General features: G+C 62.2%; 21 protein-coding genes and 2 pseudogenes. 13 read left to right on the forward strand and 10 right to left on the reverse strand.

Annotation, left to right across the window (positions count from 1 at the left end; genetic code table 11):
• The first annotated feature begins 262 nt into the window (after positions 1–262).
• The 4 genes and pseudogenes from ACA041_RS19050 (at position 263) to ACA041_RS19065 (ending at position 3,677) form a co-directional block, all read left to right on the forward strand.
• Positions 263–1,681 carry an aminotransferase-like domain-containing protein gene (locus ACA041_RS19050; RefSeq protein WP_497435746.1) on the forward strand — a complete coding sequence of 473 codons (1,419 nt, stop codon included), beginning with the start codon at positions 263–265 and terminating at the stop codon, positions 1,679–1,681.
• A gap of 5 nt (positions 1,682–1,686) precedes the next feature.
• Positions 1,687–2,931, forward strand: coding sequence for an NAD(P)/FAD-dependent oxidoreductase (locus ACA041_RS19055; protein ID WP_497435750.1), 1,245 nt, complete (start codon positions 1,687–1,689; stop codon positions 2,929–2,931).
• A 28-nt stretch (positions 2,932–2,959) separates the two neighbouring features.
• A pseudogene (locus ACA041_RS19060) lies at positions 2,960–3,281 on the forward strand (RidA family protein); the annotation flags it as partial.
• A gap of 78 nt (positions 3,282–3,359) precedes the next feature.
• The gene (locus ACA041_RS19065) at positions 3,360–3,677 is read left to right on the forward strand and encodes a DUF2388 domain-containing protein (protein WP_338922876.1); all 318 of its coding nucleotides are present in this window, start codon (positions 3,360–3,362) and stop codon (positions 3,675–3,677) included.
• A 68-nt stretch (positions 3,678–3,745) separates the two neighbouring features.
• Here the strand turns inward: ACA041_RS19065 and ACA041_RS19070 are convergent, their stop codons facing one another.
• Both ACA041_RS19070 and ACA041_RS19075 read right to left on the reverse strand, forming a co-directional pair.
• The gene (locus ACA041_RS19070; protein WP_497435752.1) at positions 3,746–4,675 is read right to left on the reverse strand and encodes a pyridoxal-phosphate dependent enzyme; all 930 of its coding nucleotides are present in this window, start codon (positions 4,673–4,675) and stop codon (positions 3,746–3,748) included.
• A gap of 97 nt (positions 4,676–4,772) precedes the next feature.
• Positions 4,773–5,564 (reverse strand): SDR family NAD(P)-dependent oxidoreductase, encoded by a 792-nt coding sequence (locus ACA041_RS19075; RefSeq protein ID WP_497435755.1) that lies wholly within the window; start codon positions 5,562–5,564, stop codon positions 4,773–4,775.
• Positions 5,565–5,687: 123 nt separating this feature from the next.
• On the opposite strand from ACA041_RS19075, the pseudogene ACA041_RS19080 reads away from it, so the two are divergent.
• Positions 5,688–6,636: pseudogene (locus tag ACA041_RS19080) on the forward strand (GlxA family transcriptional regulator).
• A gap of 127 nt (positions 6,637–6,763) precedes the next feature.
• Entirely contained in the window at positions 6,764–7,423 is a 660-nt protein-coding gene (locus tag ACA041_RS19085; RefSeq protein ID WP_497435761.1) for a methyltransferase family protein, read from the forward strand.
• Positions 7,424–7,546: 123 nt separating this feature from the next.
• Here ACA041_RS19085 and ACA041_RS19090 read toward each other — a convergent pair whose 3' ends face one another.
• The 5 genes from ACA041_RS19090 to ACA041_RS19110 form a co-directional block, all read right to left on the reverse strand.
• Positions 7,547–8,215, reverse strand: coding sequence for an HAD-IA family hydrolase (locus ACA041_RS19090; protein ID WP_497435765.1), 669 nt, complete (start codon positions 8,213–8,215; stop codon positions 7,547–7,549).
• Positions 8,216–8,280: 65 nt separating this feature from the next.
• Positions 8,281–8,685: a response regulator gene (locus ACA041_RS19095; protein ID WP_497435769.1), complete on the reverse strand. Its 405-nt coding sequence runs from the start codon at positions 8,683–8,685 to the stop codon at positions 8,281–8,283.
• A gap of 158 nt (positions 8,686–8,843) precedes the next feature.
• A complete protein-coding gene (locus ACA041_RS19100; protein WP_497435774.1) occupies positions 8,844–9,110 on the reverse strand; it encodes a pentapeptide MXKDX repeat protein in 267 nt (88 codons plus the stop codon).
• Between the two features lie 72 nt (positions 9,111–9,182).
• A complete protein-coding gene (locus ACA041_RS19105; protein WP_497435777.1) occupies positions 9,183–9,968 on the reverse strand; it encodes a molybdopterin-dependent oxidoreductase in 786 nt (261 codons plus the stop codon).
• Positions 9,965–10,573: a cytochrome b/b6 domain-containing protein gene (locus tag ACA041_RS19110; RefSeq protein WP_497435782.1), complete on the reverse strand. Its 609-nt coding sequence runs from the start codon at positions 10,571–10,573 to the stop codon at positions 9,965–9,967. The genes ACA041_RS19105 and ACA041_RS19110 overlap by 4 nt, the downstream gene beginning before the upstream one ends.
• 186 nt (positions 10,574–10,759) lie before the next feature.
• Between ACA041_RS19110 and ACA041_RS19115 the strand changes: the two genes are divergently transcribed.
• A complete protein-coding gene (locus ACA041_RS19115) occupies positions 10,760–11,701 on the forward strand; it encodes a class I SAM-dependent methyltransferase (RefSeq protein WP_497435788.1) in 942 nt (313 codons plus the stop codon).
• Positions 11,702–11,756: 55 nt separating this feature from the next.
• On the opposite strand, the gene ACA041_RS19120 is transcribed toward ACA041_RS19115, so the two are convergent.
• Complete coding sequence (locus tag ACA041_RS19120) at positions 11,757–12,530, reverse strand: helix-turn-helix transcriptional regulator (RefSeq protein WP_497435791.1); 774 nt, start codon at positions 12,528–12,530, stop codon at positions 11,757–11,759.
• Between the two features lie 111 nt (positions 12,531–12,641).
• On the opposite strand from ACA041_RS19120, the gene ACA041_RS19125 reads away from it, so the two are divergent.
• Together ACA041_RS19125 and ACA041_RS19130 are read left to right on the forward strand one after the other, a co-directional pair.
• Positions 12,642–13,745, forward strand: a complete 1,104-nt coding sequence (locus tag ACA041_RS19125) for an extracellular solute-binding protein (protein WP_497435794.1) — start codon at positions 12,642–12,644, stop codon at positions 13,743–13,745.
• Between the two features lie 175 nt (positions 13,746–13,920).
• The gene (locus ACA041_RS19130) at positions 13,921–15,039 is read left to right on the forward strand and encodes a DmpA family aminopeptidase (protein ID WP_497435796.1); all 1,119 of its coding nucleotides are present in this window, start codon (positions 13,921–13,923) and stop codon (positions 15,037–15,039) included.
• Here ACA041_RS19130 and ACA041_RS19135 read toward each other — a convergent pair.
• Positions 14,996–15,643 carry an NAD(P)H-dependent oxidoreductase gene (locus ACA041_RS19135; RefSeq protein WP_497435798.1) on the reverse strand — a complete coding sequence of 216 codons (648 nt, stop codon included), beginning with the start codon at positions 15,641–15,643 and terminating at the stop codon, positions 14,996–14,998. The genes ACA041_RS19130 and ACA041_RS19135 overlap by 44 nt on opposite strands.
• 125 nt (positions 15,644–15,768) lie before the next feature.
• On the opposite strand from ACA041_RS19135, the gene ACA041_RS19140 reads away from it, so the two are divergent.
• Entirely contained in the window at positions 15,769–16,356 is a 588-nt protein-coding gene (locus ACA041_RS19140; RefSeq protein WP_497435799.1) for a TetR/AcrR family transcriptional regulator, read from the forward strand.
• A gap of 311 nt (positions 16,357–16,667) precedes the next feature.
• Here the strand turns inward: ACA041_RS19140 and ACA041_RS19145 are convergent, their stop codons facing one another.
• Positions 16,668–17,357 carry a GNAT family N-acetyltransferase gene (locus tag ACA041_RS19145; protein ID WP_497435801.1) on the reverse strand — a complete coding sequence of 230 codons (690 nt, stop codon included), beginning with the start codon at positions 17,355–17,357 and terminating at the stop codon, positions 16,668–16,670.
• A gap of 228 nt (positions 17,358–17,585) precedes the next feature.
• Here ACA041_RS19145 and paoA point away from each other — a divergent pair, with 228 nt between their 5' ends.
• Genes paoA through paoC form a run of 3 tightly spaced genes read left to right on the forward strand, consistent with a single transcriptional unit; the run spans position 17,586 to position 21,357 of the window.
• Positions 17,586–18,209 carry an aldehyde dehydrogenase iron-sulfur subunit PaoA gene (paoA, locus tag ACA041_RS19150; RefSeq protein WP_497442118.1) on the forward strand — a complete coding sequence of 208 codons (624 nt, stop codon included), beginning with the start codon at positions 17,586–17,588 and terminating at the stop codon, positions 18,207–18,209.
• Positions 18,206–19,162, forward strand: coding sequence for an FAD binding domain-containing protein (locus ACA041_RS19155; protein ID WP_497435803.1), 957 nt, complete (start codon positions 18,206–18,208; stop codon positions 19,160–19,162). Before paoA ends, ACA041_RS19155 begins: the two co-directional genes overlap by 4 nt.
• On the forward strand, positions 19,159–21,357 hold the full coding sequence (gene paoC, locus ACA041_RS19160; RefSeq protein WP_497435805.1) for an aldehyde oxidoreductase molybdenum-binding subunit PaoC: 2,199 nt from the start codon (positions 19,159–19,161) through the stop codon (positions 21,355–21,357). The genes ACA041_RS19155 and paoC overlap by 4 nt, the downstream gene beginning before the upstream one ends.
• The last annotated feature ends 78 nt before the right edge of the window (positions 21,358–21,435 follow it).

Genomic DNA, 21,435 nt, shown 5'->3' on the forward strand with positions numbered 1-21,435 from the left:
TCTGTGCCGCCCGCTGGCAGGCTGGAAAGTCGGTGGTGCCAGGGCGCCGAGGGCAAACCCGGCTGGAACGTGTCGATAGTCATGTGCGTACCCATTGGGCTGAGCATGGCAGCCATTTTCTTATTGTGTTGCATGACAAGCATTACAACTCACACACTAATCACGGTTTTTTAGCTTGTCAATGGACTTTGTATCGGCTAAAAAGCAATACAAATTTGCTTATTGTCTTGCTACGAGCATGACAAGCAGGGATAAAAGCACCATGAGTCAATTCGAACAACTGCTGGACGAACTCAAGGCCAGTGCCGCCTTGCAACGCGACAAGGCGGGAACCCTGTACGCCCAATTGGCGGATTCACTGGCCGAAGCGATCGGCAACGGCAAGCTCAAGCCGGGCGAGCGCCTGCCGCCCCATCGCGAGTTCGCCAGTGCGTTGGGGGTCAATATCACCACGGTGACCAAGGCCATGGCGGTGTTGCAGCAAAAAGGCCTGGTCGAAAGCCGCCCCGGGCGTGGCACGCAAGTCGCGCAACCACGGCATCCGGCGGCGCAGTTTCAGTCGGCGCCGAGCAACCATCCGGGCGCCGTCGACCTGAGCGTCAATCGCCCGGCCACCGACGGTTTCAATCGGGTGCTGGGGCAATTGCTGCCGCGTCTTTCCACTGACCCGCGCTTTGGCGACATGAAGGACTATCACCCCTCCGAAGGTCCGCTGTGGGCCCGTGAAGCCGCCGCGCAATGGTTGCGCCACACCGGCGTCCAGGCCGACGCCGCGCAGATGCTGATCGTCGAAGGCGCCCAGCACGGCATCGCCAGCACCTTGCGCAGCCTGACCAACAGCGGCGATACCGTGCTGGCCGACAGCGTGACCTATCAAGGTATCAATGCCTTGTGCCGTTCCCTGGGACTGATCCTGGTGGGCGTCGACGCCGACGCGCGCGGCATGTCGCCCGAAGCCTTGCGCGTGGCCTGCGCCGAGCACCAGCCGCGGCTGCTGTTTCTGGTGCCGTCGATCCATAACCCGACCGCCATCACCCTGGACGCCGAGCGCCGGGAAGCGCTGGCCGCGGTGATTCGCCAGACCAACCTGCTGGTCATCGAAGACGACGTGTATCGGCCGCTGCTCGATCAATCGCCGCCACCACTGGCCGCGCTGATGCCGGAACGGACGATTTATATCTCGGCCCTGTCCAAGTGCATCGCCCCGGGGTTGCGCATGGGCTTTGTCATGGCGCCGCAGCCGCTGGTGCAAGACATCGCCGCCATGCAGCGCATCGACTGCTGGAGCACCTCGCCGCTGACCGCGCTGATCGCCACCCGGCTGATCGAGGATGGTCATGCTGACCAGCTGGTTTCGGAACAGCGCGAAGAATTGCGCATCCGCCAGGCGCTGCTGGCCACTCACCTTGAAGGCTTGGAGTTCCGCCATAGCGCCACCGGCACCCACGCCTGGTTGATGCTGCCGGAGCCCTGGACCGGATCGCGCTTTGCCCGTCTGTGCCAGGACCGTGGCGTGGTGCTGCTCGCCGGTGGCGCCTTTACCCTGCGTCCGGAACTCTCGCCGCAGGCGGTGCGCATCAATATCTCGGCGGCCCTGTCACGGGACCATCTGATCAAAGCCTTGAACGTCATCAGTCAATTGGCGCGCCAGGGTCATCTCTATATGCACAACCGGATCTGAGGAACATGACACAGCCAGTTCATTGCGAAATCGCCGTTATCGGCGCCGGGGTGGTCGGGGTCGCCACCGCACTCTGGCTGCGCCGCCAGGGTTATCGGGTGTTGCTGCTTGAGCGCGACGCCATTGCCAGCGGCGCGTCCTACGGCAATGCCGGCACCCTCGCGCCCTACGGCGTAATGCCGATTGCCCAGCCCGCCCTGTTGAAGGCCATTCCATCGCTGCTGTTTTCGAAGGAGTCGCCCTTCGTCATCAACTGGGCGCGCCTGCCGCGGCTGATGCCCTGGCTGTTGCGGTTTCTCAATGAATGCCGTGCCTCCCGGTGCGAAACCAATACCCTGGCGCTGACAAAAATTCTCGAACACACCTACAGCGGTTATGCCCCATTGCTGGCCGACTGCCCGCAGGCCGATCGGCATTTGCGTCATAACGGTTGCCTCTACGCCTACGGCACCGCGCAAGGATTCGCCGGCGCCCAGGCGGCCATCGAATTGCGCCGCTCCCTGGGGATCGCCCAGCAAGTCCTGAACGCGGCGGATGTCGAACAACTGGAACCGGCGCTGGCGGGCAAAGCGGTGGCCGGCATTCTGTTTCCCGAGTCGTCGCACATGGATGACCCGCGCGCCTTCATTGAAGCGTTGGCGGCTCCCCTGGTGGCCGAAGGCGCCTTGCATCAGGCGACGATCACCGGCGTGCAACGCCAGACCGACGGCCTGCACTTGTCGAGCGCCGAAGGCCAGGCCTATCGCGCGGATCGCGTCGTGCTGTGCGGCGGCGCCTGGTCCGCGGCACTGGCACGTCAGGTCGGGGACCACATCCCGCTGGATACCGAGCGTGGCTATCACATCGAATTCGACCTGCAGGACACCTTGCTCAACCGCCCATGCTGTCCGGTGGAAAGTGCGTTCTACATGACACCCATGGCCGGACGGTTGCGGGTGGCGGGCACGGTGGAACTCGGTTCGATCAGGGACCCGGCCAATCCCGCGCGTTTCGCTTACCTGGAACGTCACGTGCGCCGGGTCATGGGCCTGACAGAACCGGTCGCGCGCCAATGGCTCGGGTTCCGCCCTTCCCTGCCCGACTCGCTGCCGGTTATCGGCCCGTCACCCAACGAGCCACGGCTGATCTACGCCTTCGGCCACCAGCACCTGGGCCTGACCCTGGCCGGCGCCACCGGCCAATTGGTCGCCGACTGCATCGCCGGCAAGGCCCCGCAATGGCTGGACAGTTTTTCCGTGCAACGCTTCTGAACGGCGCCCTTTAACAGGAGAGCAATTGATGTACACCATCGAGCGCAAACACACCAATCAACGGATGAGCCAGATCGTCATCCATGGCAATACCTTGTATCTGGCCGGACAAGTCGGCGAGCCGCAGCACAACGTCGCCGACCAGACCCGCGACGCGCTGGCGCGGGTCGATGCCTTGCTCAAGGAAGCCGCTGCACACCACCATCTGGCTCGCCGACATGGCAGATTTCGCGGCGATGAACGCCGTGTGGGATGCCTGGGTGCCCACCGGCCATGCTCCGGCCCGCGCCTGCTGCGAGGCGAAACTGGCAGATCCGCGTTTATTGGTCGAAGTGATTATTTGTGCGGCAAGGAACTCCTGCGTACCGTCAGGCATCCTAAACTACGTAGTACTTCCTTTACGCTTCATGCTTTCGGAGGACTCCGTCATGCGCCGTCTGTTTCTCATCTCCTCGCTAGTGCTTTGCTTGCCCGTCGGTTCGGCCCTGGCCGATGTGGATGCAGGCGATGTCGCCACCTCGGCCGGTCTTTCCGCGTCCCTGTATTCGACCTTCAAGGACGACAAAATGATGATTCCCGCCCGGGATGATGCCTCCAGCTTCGTGGCCAGTGGCGGCACGATTCGCGGGGTCTACCTGGAGTCGGTATTGCAGCAGGTTCGTCAGAACAACCCTGGCCTGAAGGCAAGCGATGAAGAGCTGGCCCGAGCCATCCTGGTTCAGGAAGGCACGCCTGCCGGTCAATAACAGCTGAAAACGTCGCGGTGGGGCTGGTGAAACCTCAATGGCATTTCCGGCCCTGCCTTCGCTTCACACTACTTTTCGCTCGCCGTGGACAGGCGCGCCCAACCGGCAACCGTCTGCGCACTGATACTCACCCCGCCGCACACCACGATCACCACGTCCCGGGCGCCGGCAATGGCCGGATGATCCAGGTAGCCGATCGCCAACGAAACCCCGCACGCCGGTTCGACCAACTGCCGCAGGTCGTTGGCATAACGCACCACGCCCATGATTGCTTCGTCATCGCTGAGCACCACGCATTCGTGAGCAAAATCGAGGATGTGCTGCACCGGCCAGGCAGCGACCTGAGCCGCGCCGAGCGAGGTGGCGACGGTGTCGATTCGCGGCAATCTGACCGGATGCCCGGCCGCCAGCGCCGCTGAAAAGGACGCCGCCCCCTGGGTCTCGCAGGCGACGATCCGGCAGTCCATGCGGCCATGGCGGATCAAGCCGGTGAGAATACCCGCCAGCAAACCACCACCGCCCACCGAGGTCACCAGCGCATCGACCTGAGGACAGTCCTCGAGGATTTCATCGATCATGCTGCTGTGCCCTTGCCACAACACCGGATGATCAAAGGCCGGCACGTATTCGGTATGGGCGCTCTGTGACAGCTCCAGGGCCTTTTGATTGGCATCGTCCCAGACCTTGCCATGCACGATCACTTCGGCACCGGTCTTGCGGATTCTGGCGCGGGTGGCCTCCGGGGTGGTATGCGGCACCACGATGCAGGCTTTCAGGCCCAGGCTGGCGGCGGCGACGGCGGTGGCGAAACCGGCGTTGCCACCGGAAGGGCACACCACTTTGCGTTTGCCCTGGGCCTTGGCCTGGCTGCACAGCAGGCCCATGCCGCGCAGTTTGAACGAACCGCTGGGTTGCAGGTTTTCCAGCTTGAGCCAGATGCGCCGGGTCGGTGTCGACAGGCCCGGGTGCAGAATCAAGGGCGTTCTGATGTGAAGCATGGTGGCTCCCTTTGGCAGGCCCTCGGCTCGTCGAGGTGTTCAACGAGCCGCTGGTGAACGAACCTTACCCAAGCTTAGTTCACCCTGCCCCCGCGTCTCAGCGATAACGCGGCGCCGCCGTGGAATTGCCAAACAATCCGGACAGGGTTTTGCGCTGGGTTTCGTAACGATCCCACTGCTCGCCGTCATGCAGGCCGGGAATGGTCACCACCTCGCCTTGCGCCAGGCCAACCAGCGCGGCGTCGACCATGTCCTCGGCGGACATCACGATCTCTTGCGGCAGGTTCTCCACCGGGTTGCCGGCCTCGCTCCAGAAGTCGGTGGCCGTGGCGCCGGGCAATACCGCCTGGATGCGGACGCCCTTATCGGCCAGTTCGTGATGCATCGATTGACTGAGGCCCAAGACGAAGGCCTTGGTCCCGCCGTACACGCCGTTGAGAATTTCCGGGGCAATGGCGACGATCGAGGCGATGTTGATCACAGTCCCGGTGCCGCGGGCGACGAAGCCTGGCACCACCGCATACGCCAGACGCGTCAACGCGGTGACGTTGAGGGTAATCATCTCTTCCATGTCGTCCACGGGACTTCCCAGCAACGGCATGACGCCGCCGACCCCGGCGTTGTTGACCAGCAGGGTTATGCTCGCGTCGTGGCGCAGAATCTCTTCGACCCGCAGCAGGTCGGCCCTGTCTTTCAAATCGGCCGTGACCACTTCCACGGCGCACCCGGCTTCGTTGCTCAGACGGTTGGCCAGGGCGTTCAACTTGCTACGGCTGCGGGCGACCAGAATCAGGTCGTAACCTTGCCGGGCGAGACGTTCGGCATAGACCGCGCCGATGCCCGAAGATGCGCCCGTGATCAATGCGGTGCCTTTGGATGAGAGAGCCATGTCGATTTTCCTTCACAGTGAGACGATAGATTCGCCAGGTGTGAACCGTTATAGATTGACTCACGCTCGTCGCAAATGACGTTTAAACTACGTTTTCAGGACATGACCTTTGAGGACCTGGCAATGACTACCGTGGCATTTGTCGTTTTTGAAGGTTTCCAGTCGATGGCGCTGGCGGCCATGCCGGTGTTCGAGTACGCCAACTTCAGTGCTGGCGAAGCGCTTTACGAGGTCAGCGTGCTGTCCGAGGATGGCCGCACGTTGCGCGCCTCCGGCGGCCTGAGTGTCGGCACCGAAGCATTCGGCGAGCGGGTGTTCGATACGGTGATCGTGGTCGGCGGTGATGCCATCCTGCAGCAGGCACCGCAGGGGGTGTTGAACTACCTGCGCGCCAGCGTCAAGACCGCACGCCGCACGGCGTCGATCTGCTCCGGTGCCTTCGTCCTGGCCCAGGCCGGCCTGCTGGACGGTCGCCGGGCCACCACGCACTGGGCGTACGCCCGGGAATTGCAAGCGCGGTTCCCGTCGATCAAGGTCGAAGAAGACCGCATCTACGTCATCGACGGCTCGATCTGGACGTCCGCCGGCATGACCGCCGGCATCGACCTGGCGCTGGCCATGGTCGAAAAGGACCACGGAGCCGAACTGGCCCGCTCCGTGGCACAGAAGCTGGTGATGTACCACCGCCGCGCGGGTGGCCAGTCGCAGCATTCGGCCCTGCTGGAGCTGGAACCGAAATCCGACCGCATCCAGAGCGTGCTCGGCTATGCCCGGGAACACCTCGCCGAGGCTTTGTCGGTGGAGCAACTGGCGGACGTGGCGCGCCTCAGCCCGCGGCAATTCAGCCGGGCCTTTCGCGCCGAAACCGGTCAGTCGCCGGCCAAGGCGATCGAGAACCTGCGCCTGGAAGCCGCTCGGCAGTTGCTGGAGCGCGGACGCCTGAACCTCGATCAGATCGCCGTCGAGACCGGCTTCAGCGACCGTCGGCGCGCGCGAAGCGTTCCTTCGTGCGTTCGGGCAACCGCCGCAGGTGATTCGGCGCAATGCCAGAACCGACACCGCGCCCCTGTAGGAGCCGGCTTGCTGGCGATCGGGCCTGAGGCATGCATTGATTGTAAAAGCGCCTTCGCTGGCAAGCCGAATCGCCGCACCGCAGCTTCTACACTCAATGATGGGTCAGTTCCCTGTGTGGGGTGCTCATGAAAATTTCCGCCAGCCTCGCGTTTTTCGCCATCGTCACTACCCTCGCCTACCTCGGGCTCGCCGTTTGGGGGCTTGGCGGCTTTAGCGCATTTTTCTCCCATGCGCCGCTGCTGGTCATTGTCCTGGCAACCCTGGTAATGGCGATCGCCTCCCTGTTTACCGAGGTCAACCTGAGCTCCGGCGAACGTGAAGACCGGGCCAATCGCTGGGTGCTTGCGGCCTTCGGGTTGATCGGCGTATTGAGCGGTTTCCTACCGGCCTACACCGACCGGATCGACTTCTGGACCTTCGGTGGCGAAGGCGTTCGCTGGCTCGGCGCCCTGCTGTTCATCATCGGCGGGACGCTGCGGCTGTGGCCGGTGTTCGTGCTGGGAAAACGCTTCAGCGGGCTGGTCGCGATCCAACCGGGGCATCGTCTGGTCACGGACGGGATCTATCGTAACCTGCGAAACCCCAGCTATCTCGGGATGTTGATCACTGCCGTGGGTTGGGCGCTGGCATTTCGCTCGGGCGTCGGCCTGTTGCTGGCGGCGCTGACAATGATCCCGTTGATTGCGCGCATTCACGCCGAAGAGGCGCTGTTGCGGGCGCAGTTCGGCAGTGAATACGAGGCTTATTGCGCCCGTAGCTGGCGGTTGATTCCCGGGGTTTACTAACCACTCACAGATCCCCCTGTGGGAGCGAGCCTGCTCGCGAAGGCGGTGTATCAGCCGGCATTGATGCTGCCTGACACACCGCCTTCGCGAGCAAGTCGGATCGCCGCACCGCCGCTCCCACCATTAGATTGTGTGGAGGCGGAGCTGGCCGTCGGGTTCCACTACTGCGGTCACCGTTTCATAGCTGATCAGCGTCGCATGGGCAGTATCGATCGGATGAACATGGGTCGACGTCATCACCACCAGATCCGCCCCCGCCGCTTCGGCCGCTAGAATCCCCACCGTGGCATCTTCGAATATCAGGCAATCAGTCACTTCCACGCCCAGCCGCTGTGCAGCCAGTCGATACCCCGCAGGATCAGGTTTACCAGCATTGACATCTTCGGCCGTAACCATCACCTCAGGTTGCGGTATCCCCGCCGCCGCCATACGCCGCAGCGCCAACGCCTGGGGTGCAGAGGTAACGATGGCCCATTGGTTGGCCGGCAAGGACTTCAGGAAGTTCGCCGCGCTGGCCACCTCGACAATGCCGTCGACATCCTCGATTTCTGCCGCAGTAATAAACGCCGCTTCAGCCTCGGCATCCACCCCGGACAACGCCAGACGACGGATGGTGTCGATGGCGCGGGCGCCATGGATGGTCGGCAGGAAGGACTTGACATCAACCCCATGGCGCAAGGCCCAGGCGGTCCAGATCCGCTCGGCGGCGGCGATGGAGTTGAGGACGGTGCCATCCATGTCGAAGAGAAAAGCGCGGTAAGGGGTGTTGAAGACGGAGTCGTGAGCGGACAAGAGCGACTTCCTTTCGCAAGGGGCAGACGGGATTTCAGGCCAATGTACACCACCCGCGCCAGCCCCTACAGAGACCGACTCGACAATGCACTTTGCACACAATCGAGCAATTGCCCGAGCGCCCAAGGTTTCTTGATGAACGACACCTGATGCCGCACCCCGGAAGATTCCGGGGTTTCGAAACCGGACATGATCATGATCGGCTTGTCCGGCCAGCGGTCACCGAAATCGTTGGCCAGATCCGCTCCATTGAGCTTGCCTGGCATGGTGATGTCCGTCAGCAATAGCCGCACTTCACTGGAATGTCCTTCCAGATAGGCTGATGCGGCGTCTGCACTGGCCTGCGGCTGAACCACAAACCCTTCTTCCTGAAGAATTTCGCAGAGAAACTCCAGAATCAACGGGTCGTCCTCAACTACAAGAATCAACCCGCCAGGAAGCGACTCGCCCGCTGTCGATACTGGACTCATGACTGTACCACTCCCTGATTGCGTAAATGATTTTGCGGCCTCAAATCCGCTGCTTACAGGTATGAGCAGCGGACTCGGCGGAAATTCATTTTTGATACAGGCAAGCGACAAATTTCGCGTGGGCTACAAGCGATAGCCCGTGAATAACAATGTTCGAATTACTGTGCCATGCGGTCCTTGCTCATGGCGTCCTTGGACATGGCGTCTTTTTTCATGGCGTCCTTGCTCATGGAATCCTTGGACATGGCGTCCTTCTTCATCGCGTCCTTACTCATTGAATCCTTGGACATGGCGTCCTTTTTCATTGCGTCCTTGGACATCGAGTCCTTGCTCATACTGTCGTTACTCATGGCATCGGCAGCAAACACGCTGGCGGCACCCGTTGCCAGGCACATCGACAGTACAGCGGTGGTTAACATTTTCATGATGAAACTCCTTTGAATCACAGGTTGCGGATGAGCGCAGCGTGAACTGCACAGTAAAATTGCCGGGCGCCGTCAGCTGCCACCGAACCAGTTGTAGCCCTGGTCTTCCCAGTAGCCGCCGCTGTAGGTGTTGCTGACGAAAATCGCCTGAATGTGTTTGGGGTTCTTGTAGCCCAGCTTGGTGGGCATGCGCAGCTTCATCGGGAAGCCGTACTCGCGAGGCAGTACCGCGCCGTCGTAGGTCAGCGCCAACAGGGTCTGCGCGTGCAGCGCAGTGGCCATGTCGATGCTGGTGTAATAGTCGTCGGCACATTTGAAGCCGACATATTTGGCATCGGTGTCGGCACCGACCCGTTTCAGGAAGTCGCTGAAGCGCACGCCTCCCCAGCGCCCGATAGCGCTCCAGCCTTCGACACAAATGTGCCGGGTGATCTGTTCGTTCTGCGCCATGGCCCGCAGCTCTTCGAGGCGCCAGCTGCGCTTGTCGGCAACCAGTCCGGTCACTTCCAGTCGATAACTCTCCTCCTCCACCGTCGGTGCCTCATCGATGCCGTAGAAGGCATTGAAGGGAAACGGCCGGGTGATCATCGACGCGGGATAGGTCGGCGCTAACGCGTTGGGGTTGAACAGCCAGCCCTGCACCCGATCGTTGAACCGGGACATGGAGGACAGGGCGGTCTCGACGCTGTCGTTGTCGGTCAGGTTGCAGCCGGACAGCATGGCCACGCCGCCGAGGGTCACGCCGCGCAGCAGGAAGGAGCGACGGGAGCGATCCTCGATCTGCGGCGCAATGATTTTTCGGGCGTCGGTCAGGATGGACGCCTCGTCCAGCCCCGAGCCTTCGATGGGCTTTTTCATACCGGCTCCTTGCGGCCGACAATCATGGCCCACAACGTTTTTGGAACCAGTGCGACCATCAGCAGATGAACCGCGACGAAAGCCACCAACAACGCCATCGCGATGAAGTGCACATGCCGCGCACTTTCGTAGCCGCCCAGCAACTCACGCAACAGCGGGAACTGCACGGACTTCCACAACACCAGCCCGGAGATCACCAGCATCGCGATATCGACCATCACGAACAGGTACGCCACCCGTTGCACCTGGTTGTAACGACTCAGGTCGGCATGCCCCAACCGCCCCCGCAACGCGGCCCACAGGTCATGCAGGACACCTTTGGGTGAGACGGGAAAAAAGCGCCGTTTCAGCCGCCCGCTGAAGAGGTTGATGATCAGGTAGACGAGACCGTTGATGGCGAGCAACCACATCGCCGCGAAGTGCCATTGCAATGCACCGCCGAGCCAGCCACCCAGGGTGATCGAGGCGGGAAAACTGAAATCGTAAAGCGGCGATGCGTTATAGATCCGCCAACCGCTGGTGACCATGACCAGCACCGCCAGGGCATTGAGCCAATGGGTCAGGCGTAGCCAGCGAGGATGGGATGAAACAGGTGGCGGTGACATGATGCGTTCCCGGCGGTTGATGATTGGCGCCGAGTATGTGAGCCGACAGATCGCCAAATCCTCACGTAAAGTTAAATTAAACGTGATAACTCCCAGAACAGGTGCCGCCGGTTTTCTCCTGTCACTGCATCGAGCGGGGGCATTTGTGTTTAGAATGCCGCCCCAACTTCTTGCCGACCCAGCCCGATGAACTCAGACGCCCTCTTTACCCTCCAGGATCATTTGCTGAAGGCCCTGGCAGCCGCCCCGGTAGAAACCCGCCGGCTGTTCCATGGCCGCGGTCGTTGCTGGCCGGGGCTGGAGCAATTGACGGTCGACTGGTTGCAAGGTGTGGTGCTGGTGTCGCTGTTCAAGGAACCCGAAACGGCGCAACTGGAGGCGTTGAAACAGCGGCTGCTGGAAGTCACTCAGTCGCCTGAATGGGCGACATCCGGCGCACATACCCTGGCGTTGCAGCATCGCTATCTGCTGCAAAGCACCACTGAATGGCTGCTCGGCGATGCGATCGAGGACATGACCATCACCGAGGGCGGCCTGCGCTATCGCGTCGACCTTGGGCGCAAACAGAACACCGGCCTGTTCCTCGACATGCGCTACGGCCGTGATTGGGTGCGGGCCAATGCCCGGGGCAAGCGGGTGTTGAATCTGTTCGCCTACACCTGCGGCTTTTCAGTGGCGGCCATCGAGGGTGGCGCCGACCACGTCGTCAATCTGGACATGTCCAGCCCGGCCCTGAGCCGTGGGCGCGACAACCACCGACTGAACGGGCACGACCTGGGCAAAGTGACGTTTCTCGGCCATGACCTGTTCAAGTCCTGGGGCAAGGTGATCGGCAAGGGCCCGTACGACCTGGTGATCATCGATCCGCCGTCCTTTCAGAAAGGCAGTTTTCTGCTGACCAAGGACTACCAGCGCGTGTTGCGCCGTCTGCCGGAATTGCTCAGCCCTCAGGGGACGGTGCTGGCTTGCATGAACGACCCGGCGTTCGGGGCGAATTTCCTGATCGACGGGGTGATGCGCGAAGCGCCGAGCCTGCGCTTCGAGCAGCGGCTGGAGAACCCGCCGGAGTTTCCGGATGCGGATGTTGAGTGTGGGTTGAAGGCGTTGGTGTTCAGGTTGGAGGATTGAGTACTGCTCCCACAATGGATCGGCGCTGAACCGGTGAGTTGCGGGCCGCATCGGCTCAACGCGGCCGCAACACCAGCGCAAATAACTCCCCATGCCCGTTCACATTGAGCTTGTGATAGAGATTGCGCCGATGCACCTTCACCGTTTCCGGGGAGATGCTCAGTTGCTGGGCAATCGCCTTGCTGGAAAAGCCCTGGAGAATCAGCCGTGCCGTTTCGACTTCGCGCACCGTCAACCGTGCATCGAAGCGGTCCAGCAAGGTTGCCAGATCCCCGGCCACCGCCTCCGTCACCGGCCCTTCCGGCGGCAGCAGTTGCAGGTGCCGGCGCATCGCCGCCAGCACCCAATCGCGCACGCAGAGCAAACGCCCCTGCTCTTCATGGCTGAAGCGCGTCGAGCGTCCCAGGGATAAACCGAGCACGGCGCCGTCGATGTTGACCATGAACTGCAACTCGTCACCGCCCACCACCGAGCGGAAGTAGCTCAGGTAGTACTCGCTGTGCTGGAACTGATCCGGTGCCAGCGATTCGAGGCTGTGCAAGCCGTCGGCGATACCCGCGCAGGCGGCCTGGTAAAACGGATCGAGCAGGTACATGCCGGCGCTGTAGTCCGCCAGTTCCTCATGCTCGTCGCCGCTACCCTTGGAGTCGAAATCAATCAGCAGGCGCGGCACCCGCCCCGCCCGCATCACCGCGACCAGCGCGTTGTCCAGCGGCACCAGCAGGCGCAGGGTATCGACCAGCGCACGCCAGAAACCGTCCTGGCCCAACACGGCAAAGACCCGCGCCAGCCCCTGGTGCACCGGTAACTCTTTCAACAACGCGTCCACGCACTACCCCTTTCGAGTAACCCATGATGGGAATGGGTGAGCAACTTGCCTGCCGATACGCTGCAAGCACCTGTTCATCACCGGCCTGCAGCAGGCCAGGAGTGCCGCATCATGAGTCGTCACCGCTCGTATATCAATCTTGGACTGAGCGCCTGCCTGGGCGTCTCGCTGACGGCCATTGCGGCCGACGGGCCCACGGTTCACGTGTACAACTGGTATGACTACATCGGTCCCACGACCCTGCAGGATTTCAAGCGTGACACCGGAATCCAACCGGTCTACGACACCTTCGACAGTGCCGAAGTGCTCGAAGGAAAATTGCTCACCAGCCGCAGCGGCTATGACGTGGTGGTGGCCAGCAACTTCAGCCTGCCGACCCTGATCAAGGCCGGTGCCCTGGCACCGCTGCCCCGCAACCAGATGCCGGATTTCAAGGACATGGACACCGAGCTGTTGGCGAAACTGGCCACCAACGATCCGGGCAACCAGTACGCCGTGCCTTACCTGTGGGGGACCAACGGGATCGGCTACAACGTCGATAAAGTCCGCACTGCACTGGGCGACAAAGCGCCGGTGGATTCCTGGGAGCTGGTGTTCAACGAAGCGAACCTGGCCAAGCTCGGCGAGTGTGGCGTGGCCATGCTCGACTCGCCTGCGGAAATGCTGCCGGTCGCCCTGCATTACCTCGGCCTGCCGCCCAACAGCACCAACCCCGAAGATTACAAGAAGGCCGAAGCGTTGTTGCTCAAGTTGCGTCCGCACATCGCCTACTTCAACTCGTCGAAGTTCATCAGCGACCTGGCCAACGGCAACATCTGCGTCGCGGTGGGCTGGTCCGGGGCGATGCTGGAAGCCAAAACCAACGCCGAACAAGCCAAAAACGGCGTGAAGATCGCCTACAGCCTGCCCAAGGAAGGCGCGTCGGTGTGGTTTGACACACTGGTGCTGCTCAAGGACGCGCCGCATCCGCAACAGGGCCTGGCCTTCATCGACTACCTGATGCGCCCCGAAGTCATTGCCCCGGTCAGCGATCACCTGTCCTACCCCAACGGCAACCGCCGCGCGACACCGCTGGTGGCCGAAGCGACCCGCAACAACCCGGCGGTGTATCCATCCGCCGAGGCCATGGCCACGCTGTTCACCCTCCAGCCCTTGCCGCCCGCTACCGAGCGCGTGCGGACGCGGATCTGGAGCAAGGTCAAAAACGGTCAGTGAGTCCACCGTAGCCGATGTGGGAGCGAGCTTGCTCGCGATAGCGGTGGATCAGTCGCCATCAATGTTGAATGTCACGGCCCCATCGCGAGCAAGCTCGCTCCCACAGGTTCCGCGCTGACGGGAATTGATTAGCAAGCCCACTTTTATCTGCCACACATTGAAGACGAGAAAATCAATGAAACCACGTGCCCGCGACCTGAACATCCAGTTCGGCCAACTGCAACCCGGCCCGCTCAACGCCATCACCGACGTGCCCGGCGTGCGGGTCGGCCATAGCAATGTGCGAGGACGCACCGCCACCGGCCGTGACATCCTGACCGGCGTCACACTGATCGAGCCGCGCCCCGGCTCGACCAGCCTGCAACCGTGTTTCGCCGGGGTCCATGTGCTCAACGGCAACGGCGACGCCACGGGGCTGGAATGGATTCGCGAGGCCGGCCTGCTGACCAGCCCGATCGCCTTCACCAACACCCACAGCCTGGGCGTGGTGCGTGATGCGCTGATTGTGCTGGACCGCGAGCAGCAGCCGGATGACGGACGGCTTTACTGGAACATGCCCGTGGTGCTGGAAACCTTCGACGGCCTGCTCAACGACATCAACGGCTTCCATGTGAAACCTGAACACGTGGCCCAAGCCCTGGGATCTGCGCAGGGCGGTCCCGTCAACGAGGGCGCGGTCGGCGGTGGCAGCGGCATGATCTGTCACGAATTCAAGGGCGGGATCGGCACCGCTTCGCGACGTTTGAACAGTGCCCAGGGCGGCTGGACCGTCGGCGCCATTGTCCAGGCCAACCACGGCATCCGCCACGAATTGCGCGTCGACGGCTACCCGGTCGGGCGCTACATGGAACAGGCCGACTCGCCGTTCCTCAAGGCGTCCCTGCCGCATCCGGGCATGGGTTCGATCGTCGTCTGCCTGGCCACCGATGCGCCGTTGCTGCCGCATCAATGCACGCGCCTGGCACAACGCGCCAGCCTCGGCCTGGCCCGCACCGGCGGCGGCAATGAAGACCACAGCGGTGACATCTTCATCGCCTTCGCCACCGGCAATCACATGCCGCCGGCCGCTTATGAAAGCAAGCGCGCGCCGACCTGCGACAACCTGAGCATGGTCAACAACGACCACATCAGCGAGCTGTTCCTGGCCGCCACCGAAGCCGTGGAGGAAGCGATCATCAATGCCTTGCTCGCCAGCGACACGGCCGAAGGCAATGGCCATGCAGTACCGGGGCTGGATGCCGAAACGCTGCTCAAAGCCTTGCGGCGGGCGGGCTGGCCGGGCGCACAGCGGTAACCGGATCGAGGTCCCTGGATGCCGCGAAGAGCTCGCGCCCCAAGACGCGCGCGGCATCCAGATGAATGGCCGGGTCCCGGGTTTCCGATTCGAGCAGCAGTTCGGAGGTCAGCACGCGCGCGCCACAATAATCAAAAATCCCGTGATCGATCTGCGTGTGCATGGCCCTGCCATAACCGTGACGGGCATAGGTTCCGGCGTCGGCACCGCCCACTCCGATCAGGTGAACACGCATATGGCCAAGCTTCTTTTCCAGTTTGTCGGCACTGAAATCGAACGCCCAGCCGTTGGCGAACACCCGGTCGATCCAGCCCTTGAGCAGCGCCGGCATCGACCACCAATAGACGGGATACACCAGCACCAGCGCATCGGCGCGATCGATCCGCGCTTGTTCGGCCAGTACATCGGCCGGGGGCGGCGCTTCCCGGTGATGGACCGCCAGGTCAGCGGCGCCGAACCTGGGCTCGAAGCCTTCGGCGCTCAGATCGGCAATTTCCACTGTATTGTCGGGGTCGGCCTGCGCCAGACCCGCGGCGATCTGTGCAGCCACGCCATGGGTGAGCGAACGAGGATCGTGATGAGCGACAACGATAAGCGCATGCATGGTGGAAACTCCTGATTGAGCGCACAAGGCGAACTCTATATACTTTTGGTAAGTTACGATCATTAAGTTACTTTTGGTACATAGCAAAGTCAACCACCTATATGAACCCGACACCAAGACGCCGCATGTCTCGCGAAGATCGTCAACGTCAGCTGCTCGACGTCGCCTGGCAACTCGTTCGGGAAGAAGGTACGGACGCCTTGACCCTGGGACGGCTCGCCGAACAGGCCGGGATTACCAAGCCGGTGGTCTACGACCACTTCGCCACGCGTCCGGGGTTGCTGGCAGCGCTCTATCAGGACTTCGACGCGCGCCAGACCGCACTGATGGATGCCGCACTTCAGAGCAGCGAACAAACATTGTCCGGCACCGCCAGGGTGATCGCATCGTCATACGTCGACTGTGTGCTGCATCAGGGCAACGAGATCCCCGGCGTGATCGCGGCATTGGCCAGCTCGCCGGAACTGGAGAAGATCAAGCGCGAGTACGAAGCGATCTTCCTCGACAAGTGCCGAGTCGCGCTCTCCCCCTTCGCTGGCACGGGTGAGATCAGGGCCGCGGGATTGCGGGCAATGCTCGGTGCCGCCGAGGCCCTGTCCCATGCTGCGGCGAATGGAGAAATCACTTCCGGGCAGGCGCAGGAAGAACTGTTCGAAACCATCGTCGGCATGGTTCAAAGAAGTGCGGCAAAGGCCCCCGGCGGCGATGCCTGAACCCGCATTCGACTAGCGGTACTTGAGTGCCAAACCCCATCTTCCTACGATGATTGTGCGCAGCCGCTTGTTGGTGCAAGCCGTTGCGTAAGTGGTGAGTGCACTGAACCCCAACAAGCTCACCACTTGCTTCATGCGCATCTTGAGCCTCAAGGGCTCTTCTACCTCCCCATCAAAGAGCGTTGAGGCTCTTTTTTATCTGTACGAATTCCAGAACAACAAAAAGCCCGGCATTTTTGACCGGGCTTTGCACTTTCTATAAAACCAACCCGTATCCCCAGTGGGAGCGAGCAGGCTCGCTCCCACAGTAGTTAATCGGATTTCTCCAGTCGCCCGCGCACAAACTCATGCGCCTTGCGGGTCATCTGGTCCAGATGCCGATCCCGCTGTTTTTCCGCATCGAGCATCGCCCGCTTGCCGTGTTTGTGCAGCAGGTAGGTATGAATCTGCCGCACCTCCAGCGAGCTGTAGATCGACGCCACATCCAGCAGCCCCATCAACCCGTCACTCACATGATCACGGGTGTTCATCAGCACCTGAGTCCCGCGCACGCCGACCACCTCAAAGCCCATCGACTCGAAATACGGCACCTTGGCCACCGCGCAGGTCAGCTCCGCATGGGGATAACGGCCGACCATCTCGCGCACCATGCGCCGGGCGATACCCTGGCGCCGATGACTGGCATGCACCGCCATATACGCCACGCCACACGCTTCGGGATCGTCCTTGACCGGCAGGTACAGCAAAAAGCCGACAACCTTCTGCGGGTCGTCATCGTCGGTCGCGACCAGCAACTCCACGGCAATCCCTTTCGCCCCGTTCAAGGCCTCCAGATAGAGGTGCACCTCATAGCCGATCGCGTATTGATAGATGTTGTACAACAGGTTGCTCGGCGGGATCGCGACCATGCTGATATCAGTCAGGTAGTCGACGACCATTTGCAGGATCTGACTGTTGACCGGCTCTGGACAGGGGGATTGGTAATGGCTGATCTGGGGCATTGCAGGGGCTGACTCCGGGGGCGGATGTGAAGCGTTGATCGCGCGGCTGCCTATCATAACGTGTTCGAGTCGCACAACGCCCAAGGCACGTGTGGATTCATGAACAGCACGCATAACTCTATAGCCAAAATACGCAAAAACATTCCGCCAGCACGCGGGTCACTCTTTGGATGAGGACTGGCAACGCCAACCACTATAGGAATCGAACCAATGGACGACCGTGACCTGATGTCGATATCCCGGCGCAAATTTCTGATCGTGGGCGCGGTGACGGCGGCGGCCGTGGCGCTGCCTCCATTCATTTCGGCGCGAGCTTCGGCCGCCAACGCGGCACGCCCGGTCAAGGCCAAGGTGTCGTTCCAGGTGAACGGTCAACCGCAAGCGCTGGACCTCGACACCCGCACCACGCTGCTTGATGCATTACGGGAGAACCTGCAGCTCACTGGCACCAAAAAGGGTTGCGATCATGGACAGTGCGGTGCCTGCACGGTGATTGTCGACGGTCGGCGCCTGAACTCCTGCCTGACCCTGGCGGTGATGCACGAAGGCTCGAAGGTCACCACCATCGAAGGGCTGGGCACACCGGACAAACTGCACCCGATGCAGGCGGCGTTCATCAAGCACGACGGCTATCAGTGCGGCTATTGCACACCCGGGCAGATCTGTTCCGCAGTCGCGGTGCTGGGGGAAATCCGCGACGGCATTCCCAGTCATGCCAGTCCCAGTCTCACCGATCAGCCACAACTGATCGCCAGTGAAATCCAGGAACGCATGAGCGGCAACATCTGCCGCTGCGGTGCGTACTCCAACATCATCGAGGCGATCACCGAAGTCGCGGAGGCCACGGTATGAGGCCCTTTACCTATTTGCGTGCCAAATCGCCAGCCGAGGCCGCGGCGCTGGCGGCGCAGGTCGATGGCTCACGGTTCATCGCCGGCGGCACCAACCTGCTGGACCTGATGAAGCTGGACATCGAGACGCCAACGCACCTGATCGACGTCAATGGCCTCGCCCTGGACCGGATCGAAGCGACACCCGACGGCGGCCTGAGAATCGGCGCACTGGTCAGAAACACCGACCTGGCTGCCGATGCTCGCATCCGCAAGGACTACGGCCTGCTGTCCCGTGCCCTGCTCGCCGGTGCCTCCGGCCAGTTGCGCAACCGGGCAACCACGGCGGGCAATCTGCTGCAACGCACCCGTTGCCCTTACTTTTATGACACCAACCAGCCGTGCAACAAGCGCCAACCCGGCAGCGGCTGCGCGGCGATCGGCGGTTTCAGTCGGCCGCTGGGCATCCTCGGTGTCAGTGATGCCTGCATCGCCACCCATCCGAGCGACATGGCCGTGGCGATGCGCGCCCTGGATGCGCAGGTCGAGACCGTGCGCCCCGACGGCACGACACGCCGCCTGGCGCTCGCCGACTTGCATCGACTGCCCGGCAACACCCCCAACATTGAAACCACCCTGGCCGCGCACGAACTGATCACCGCGGTCACGCTGCCCGCTCCGCTCGGTGGCGTGCACATCTACCAGAAAGTCCGTGACCGCGCCTCTTACGCATTCGCCCTGATTTCGGTGGCGGCAGTGATTCAGCAAGACGGTTCCGGTCGCATCGCGCTGGGCGGTGTCGCGCACAAACCCTGGCGTGTGGAGGCAGCCGAAGCCGCGATGGCCCAGGGCGCCAAAGCGGTGAGCGAACAGTTGCTCGCCGGTGCCACCCCCACCGATCAGAACGCATTCAAACTGACCTTGGTCGAGCGCACGCTCGCTTCGGTGATGGCACAAGCGAGGACCCAGGCATGAAATTCGATACGCCCGCCACCGCCAACCCGATCGACCAGATGAAGGTCGTCGGCAAGGCCACGACCCGCATCGAAGGGCCGTTGAAGACCACCGGTCTTGCCCCTTATGCCTACGAACACCACACCGTCGTGCCGAACCAGGCCTATGGCGTGGTCGTCGGCTCGGCCATCGCCAAGGGTCGCATCGCGGCGATGGACCTGGAGCTGGCCAAGTCGGCGCCCGGCGTAATCGCCATCGTCACCGCAGAGAATGCCGGCAAGCTCGGCAAAGGCAAATACAACACCGCGACCCTGCTCGGCGGCCCCGACATTCAGCACTATCACCAGGCCGTGGCGTTGGTGGTGGCGCAAACCTTCGAGCAGGCCCGGGCCGCCGCAGAACTGGTGAAGGTGTCCTATGTCAGCACCGAAGGCGCGTTCGATCTCGCCAGCACGCGCAGCTCAGGCGTGGAAGCCAAGGATCAGATGGCCGACACCGTGCATGGCGATTTTGCCGGGGCGTTCGCGGCCGCGCCGGTGCAACTGGATGAGACCTACACCACCCCCGATCAGGCCCACGTGATGATGGAACCCTTCGCCTCGATGGCGTCCTGGCAAGGCGACCAGCTGACGTTATGGACGTCGAATCAGATGATCGACTGGTCCGTCACCGATCTGGCGACCACCCTCGGCATGCCGAAGGCGAAGGTGCGGCTGATTTCGCCCTATATCGGCGGAGGCTTTGGCGGCAAATTGTTCATCCGTTCGGACGCGGTGCTCGCCGCCCTCGGCGCACGCCTGGCCGGCAGACCGGTGAAAGTCGCCCTCGCCCGACCGTTGATGATCAATAATTCCACCCATCGGCCAGCGACCATTCAACGCATTCGTATCGGCGCTACCCGCGATGGCAAGATCACCGCCATGGCCCACGAAGGCTGGTCCGGCGACTTGCCCTGCGGCAAGGTCGAGCGCGCCGCGCAGCCTAGCAAACTGCTGTATGCCGGTGAAAATCGATTGGTGACGATGCGCCTGACCACACTCGATCTGCCGGAAGGCAATGCCATGCGCGCACCGGGTGAAACACCAGGCTTGATGGCTCTGGAAATTGCCATGGACGAGATGGCGGAGAAACTGCAACTCGATCCCGTCGAGTTCCGCATCCTCAATGACACCCAGGTCGATCCGACCAATCCGAAACGACCGTTTTCAAAGCGGCAGTTGATCGAATGCCTGCGCACCGGCGCCGAGCGTTTCGGCTGGAGCCAGCGCCATGCGCAACCCGGCACGCAACGGGACGGCCGCTGGCTGATCGGCATGGGCGTCGGGGTTGCCTTTCGCAACAACGCCCTGGTGAAGTCGGGCGCGCGGGTGCGACTCAATGATCAGGGCGTGGTGACGGTGGAAACCGACATGACCGATATCGGCACCGGCAGTTACACCATCATCGGCCAGACGGCAGCGGAAATGATGGGCGTCTCGCTCGATCAGGTGGTTGTGCGCCTGGGGGATTCGAGCTTTCCGGTATCGGCAGGCTCGGGCGGGCAATTCGGCGCCAACTGTTCGACCGCTGGGGTGTATGCAGCGTGCGTCAAACTGCGTGAGGCGGTCGCGCAACGCCTCGGCGTGAGCGCGCAGGATGCGGTGTTTGCCGACGGTGAAGTGCGCGCCGGTGGCAAAAGCGTGCCGTTGCGTGATGCGGCGCAGGCCGGTGAAATCGTCGCCGAGGATTCGATCGAATTCGCGGAGCTGAGCAAGCAGTTCCAGCAGTCGACGTTCGGCGCGCACTTTGTCGAAGTCGCGGTCGACAGCGCCACCGGCGAAACCCGCGTGCGCCGGATGCTCGCGGTCTGCGCGGCCGGGCGGATTCTCAACCCGACCTCGGCGCGCAGCCAGGTGATCGGCGCGATGACCATGGGCGTCGGTGCGGCGTTGATGGAGGAACTGGCGGTGGACAAGCGCCGGGGCTTTTTCGTCAATCACGACCTGGCCAGCTACGAAGTCCCGGTGCATGCCGACATCCCGCATCAAGAAGTGATCTTCCTCGATGAAACCGACGCGGTGTCCTCGCCGATGAAAGCCAAAGGCGTTGGTGAACTGGGGTTGTGCGGGGTCAGTGCGGCGATTGCAAATGCGGTCTACAACGCGACGGGCATCCGTGTTCGGGAATACCCGATCACCCTCGACAAGATGCTGGACAAGTTGCCACAGATGATTTGATCCACGATGCCTGTGGGCAATCACAATCCCCAATCGCTATTCAATCTACCCGTTACGCATTACTAAAGTAAGCCGCTA

The sequence above is a fragment of the Pseudomonas sp. LBUM1676 genome, from assembly GCF_059695605.1.

Coding starts and splice junctions, on each gene's coding strand:
- ACA041_RS19100 (WP_497435774.1), bottom strand. CDS start 9,110: ATGAAAATGTTAACCACCGCTGTACTGTCGATGTGCCTGGCAACGGGT.
- ACA041_RS19125 (WP_497435794.1), top strand. CDS start 12,642: ATGAGTCGTCACCGCTCGTATATCAATCTTGGACTGAGCGCCTGCCTG.
- paoC (WP_497435805.1), top strand. CDS start 19,159: ATGAAATTCGATACGCCCGCCACCGCCAACCCGATCGACCAGATGAAG.
- ACA041_RS19130 (WP_497435796.1), top strand. CDS start 13,921: ATGAAACCACGTGCCCGCGACCTGAACATCCAGTTCGGCCAACTGCAA.
- ACA041_RS19135 (WP_497435798.1), bottom strand. CDS start 15,643: ATGCATGCGCTTATCGTTGTCGCTCATCACGATCCTCGTTCGCTCACC.
- ACA041_RS19145 (WP_497435801.1), bottom strand. CDS start 17,357: ATGCCCCAGATCAGCCATTACCAATCCCCCTGTCCAGAGCCGGTCAAC.
- ACA041_RS19070 (WP_497435752.1), bottom strand. CDS start 4,675: ATGCTTCACATCAGAACGCCCTTGATTCTGCACCCGGGCCTGTCGACA.
- ACA041_RS19105 (WP_497435777.1), bottom strand. CDS start 9,968: ATGAAAAAGCCCATCGAAGGCTCGGGGCTGGACGAGGCGTCCATCCTG.
- ACA041_RS19095 (WP_497435769.1), bottom strand. CDS start 8,685: ATGAGTCCAGTATCGACAGCGGGCGAGTCGCTTCCTGGCGGGTTGATT.
- ACA041_RS19065 (WP_338922876.1), top strand. CDS start 3,360: ATGCGCCGTCTGTTTCTCATCTCCTCGCTAGTGCTTTGCTTGCCCGTC.
- ACA041_RS19140 (WP_497435799.1), top strand. CDS start 15,769: ATGTCTCGCGAAGATCGTCAACGTCAGCTGCTCGACGTCGCCTGGCAA.
- ACA041_RS19115 (WP_497435788.1), top strand. CDS start 10,760: ATGAACTCAGACGCCCTCTTTACCCTCCAGGATCATTTGCTGAAGGCC.
- ACA041_RS19155 (WP_497435803.1), top strand. CDS start 18,206: ATGAGGCCCTTTACCTATTTGCGTGCCAAATCGCCAGCCGAGGCCGCG.
- ACA041_RS19110 (WP_497435782.1), bottom strand. CDS start 10,573: ATGTCACCGCCACCTGTTTCATCCCATCCTCGCTGGCTACGCCTGACC.
- ACA041_RS19075 (WP_497435755.1), bottom strand. CDS start 5,564: ATGGCTCTCTCATCCAAAGGCACCGCATTGATCACGGGCGCATCTTCG.
- ACA041_RS19055 (WP_497435750.1), top strand. CDS start 1,687: ATGACACAGCCAGTTCATTGCGAAATCGCCGTTATCGGCGCCGGGGTG.
- ACA041_RS19085 (WP_497435761.1), top strand. CDS start 6,764: ATGAAAATTTCCGCCAGCCTCGCGTTTTTCGCCATCGTCACTACCCTC.
- ACA041_RS19050 (WP_497435746.1), top strand. CDS start 263: ATGAGTCAATTCGAACAACTGCTGGACGAACTCAAGGCCAGTGCCGCC.
- paoA (WP_497442118.1), top strand. CDS start 17,586: ATGTCGATATCCCGGCGCAAATTTCTGATCGTGGGCGCGGTGACGGCG.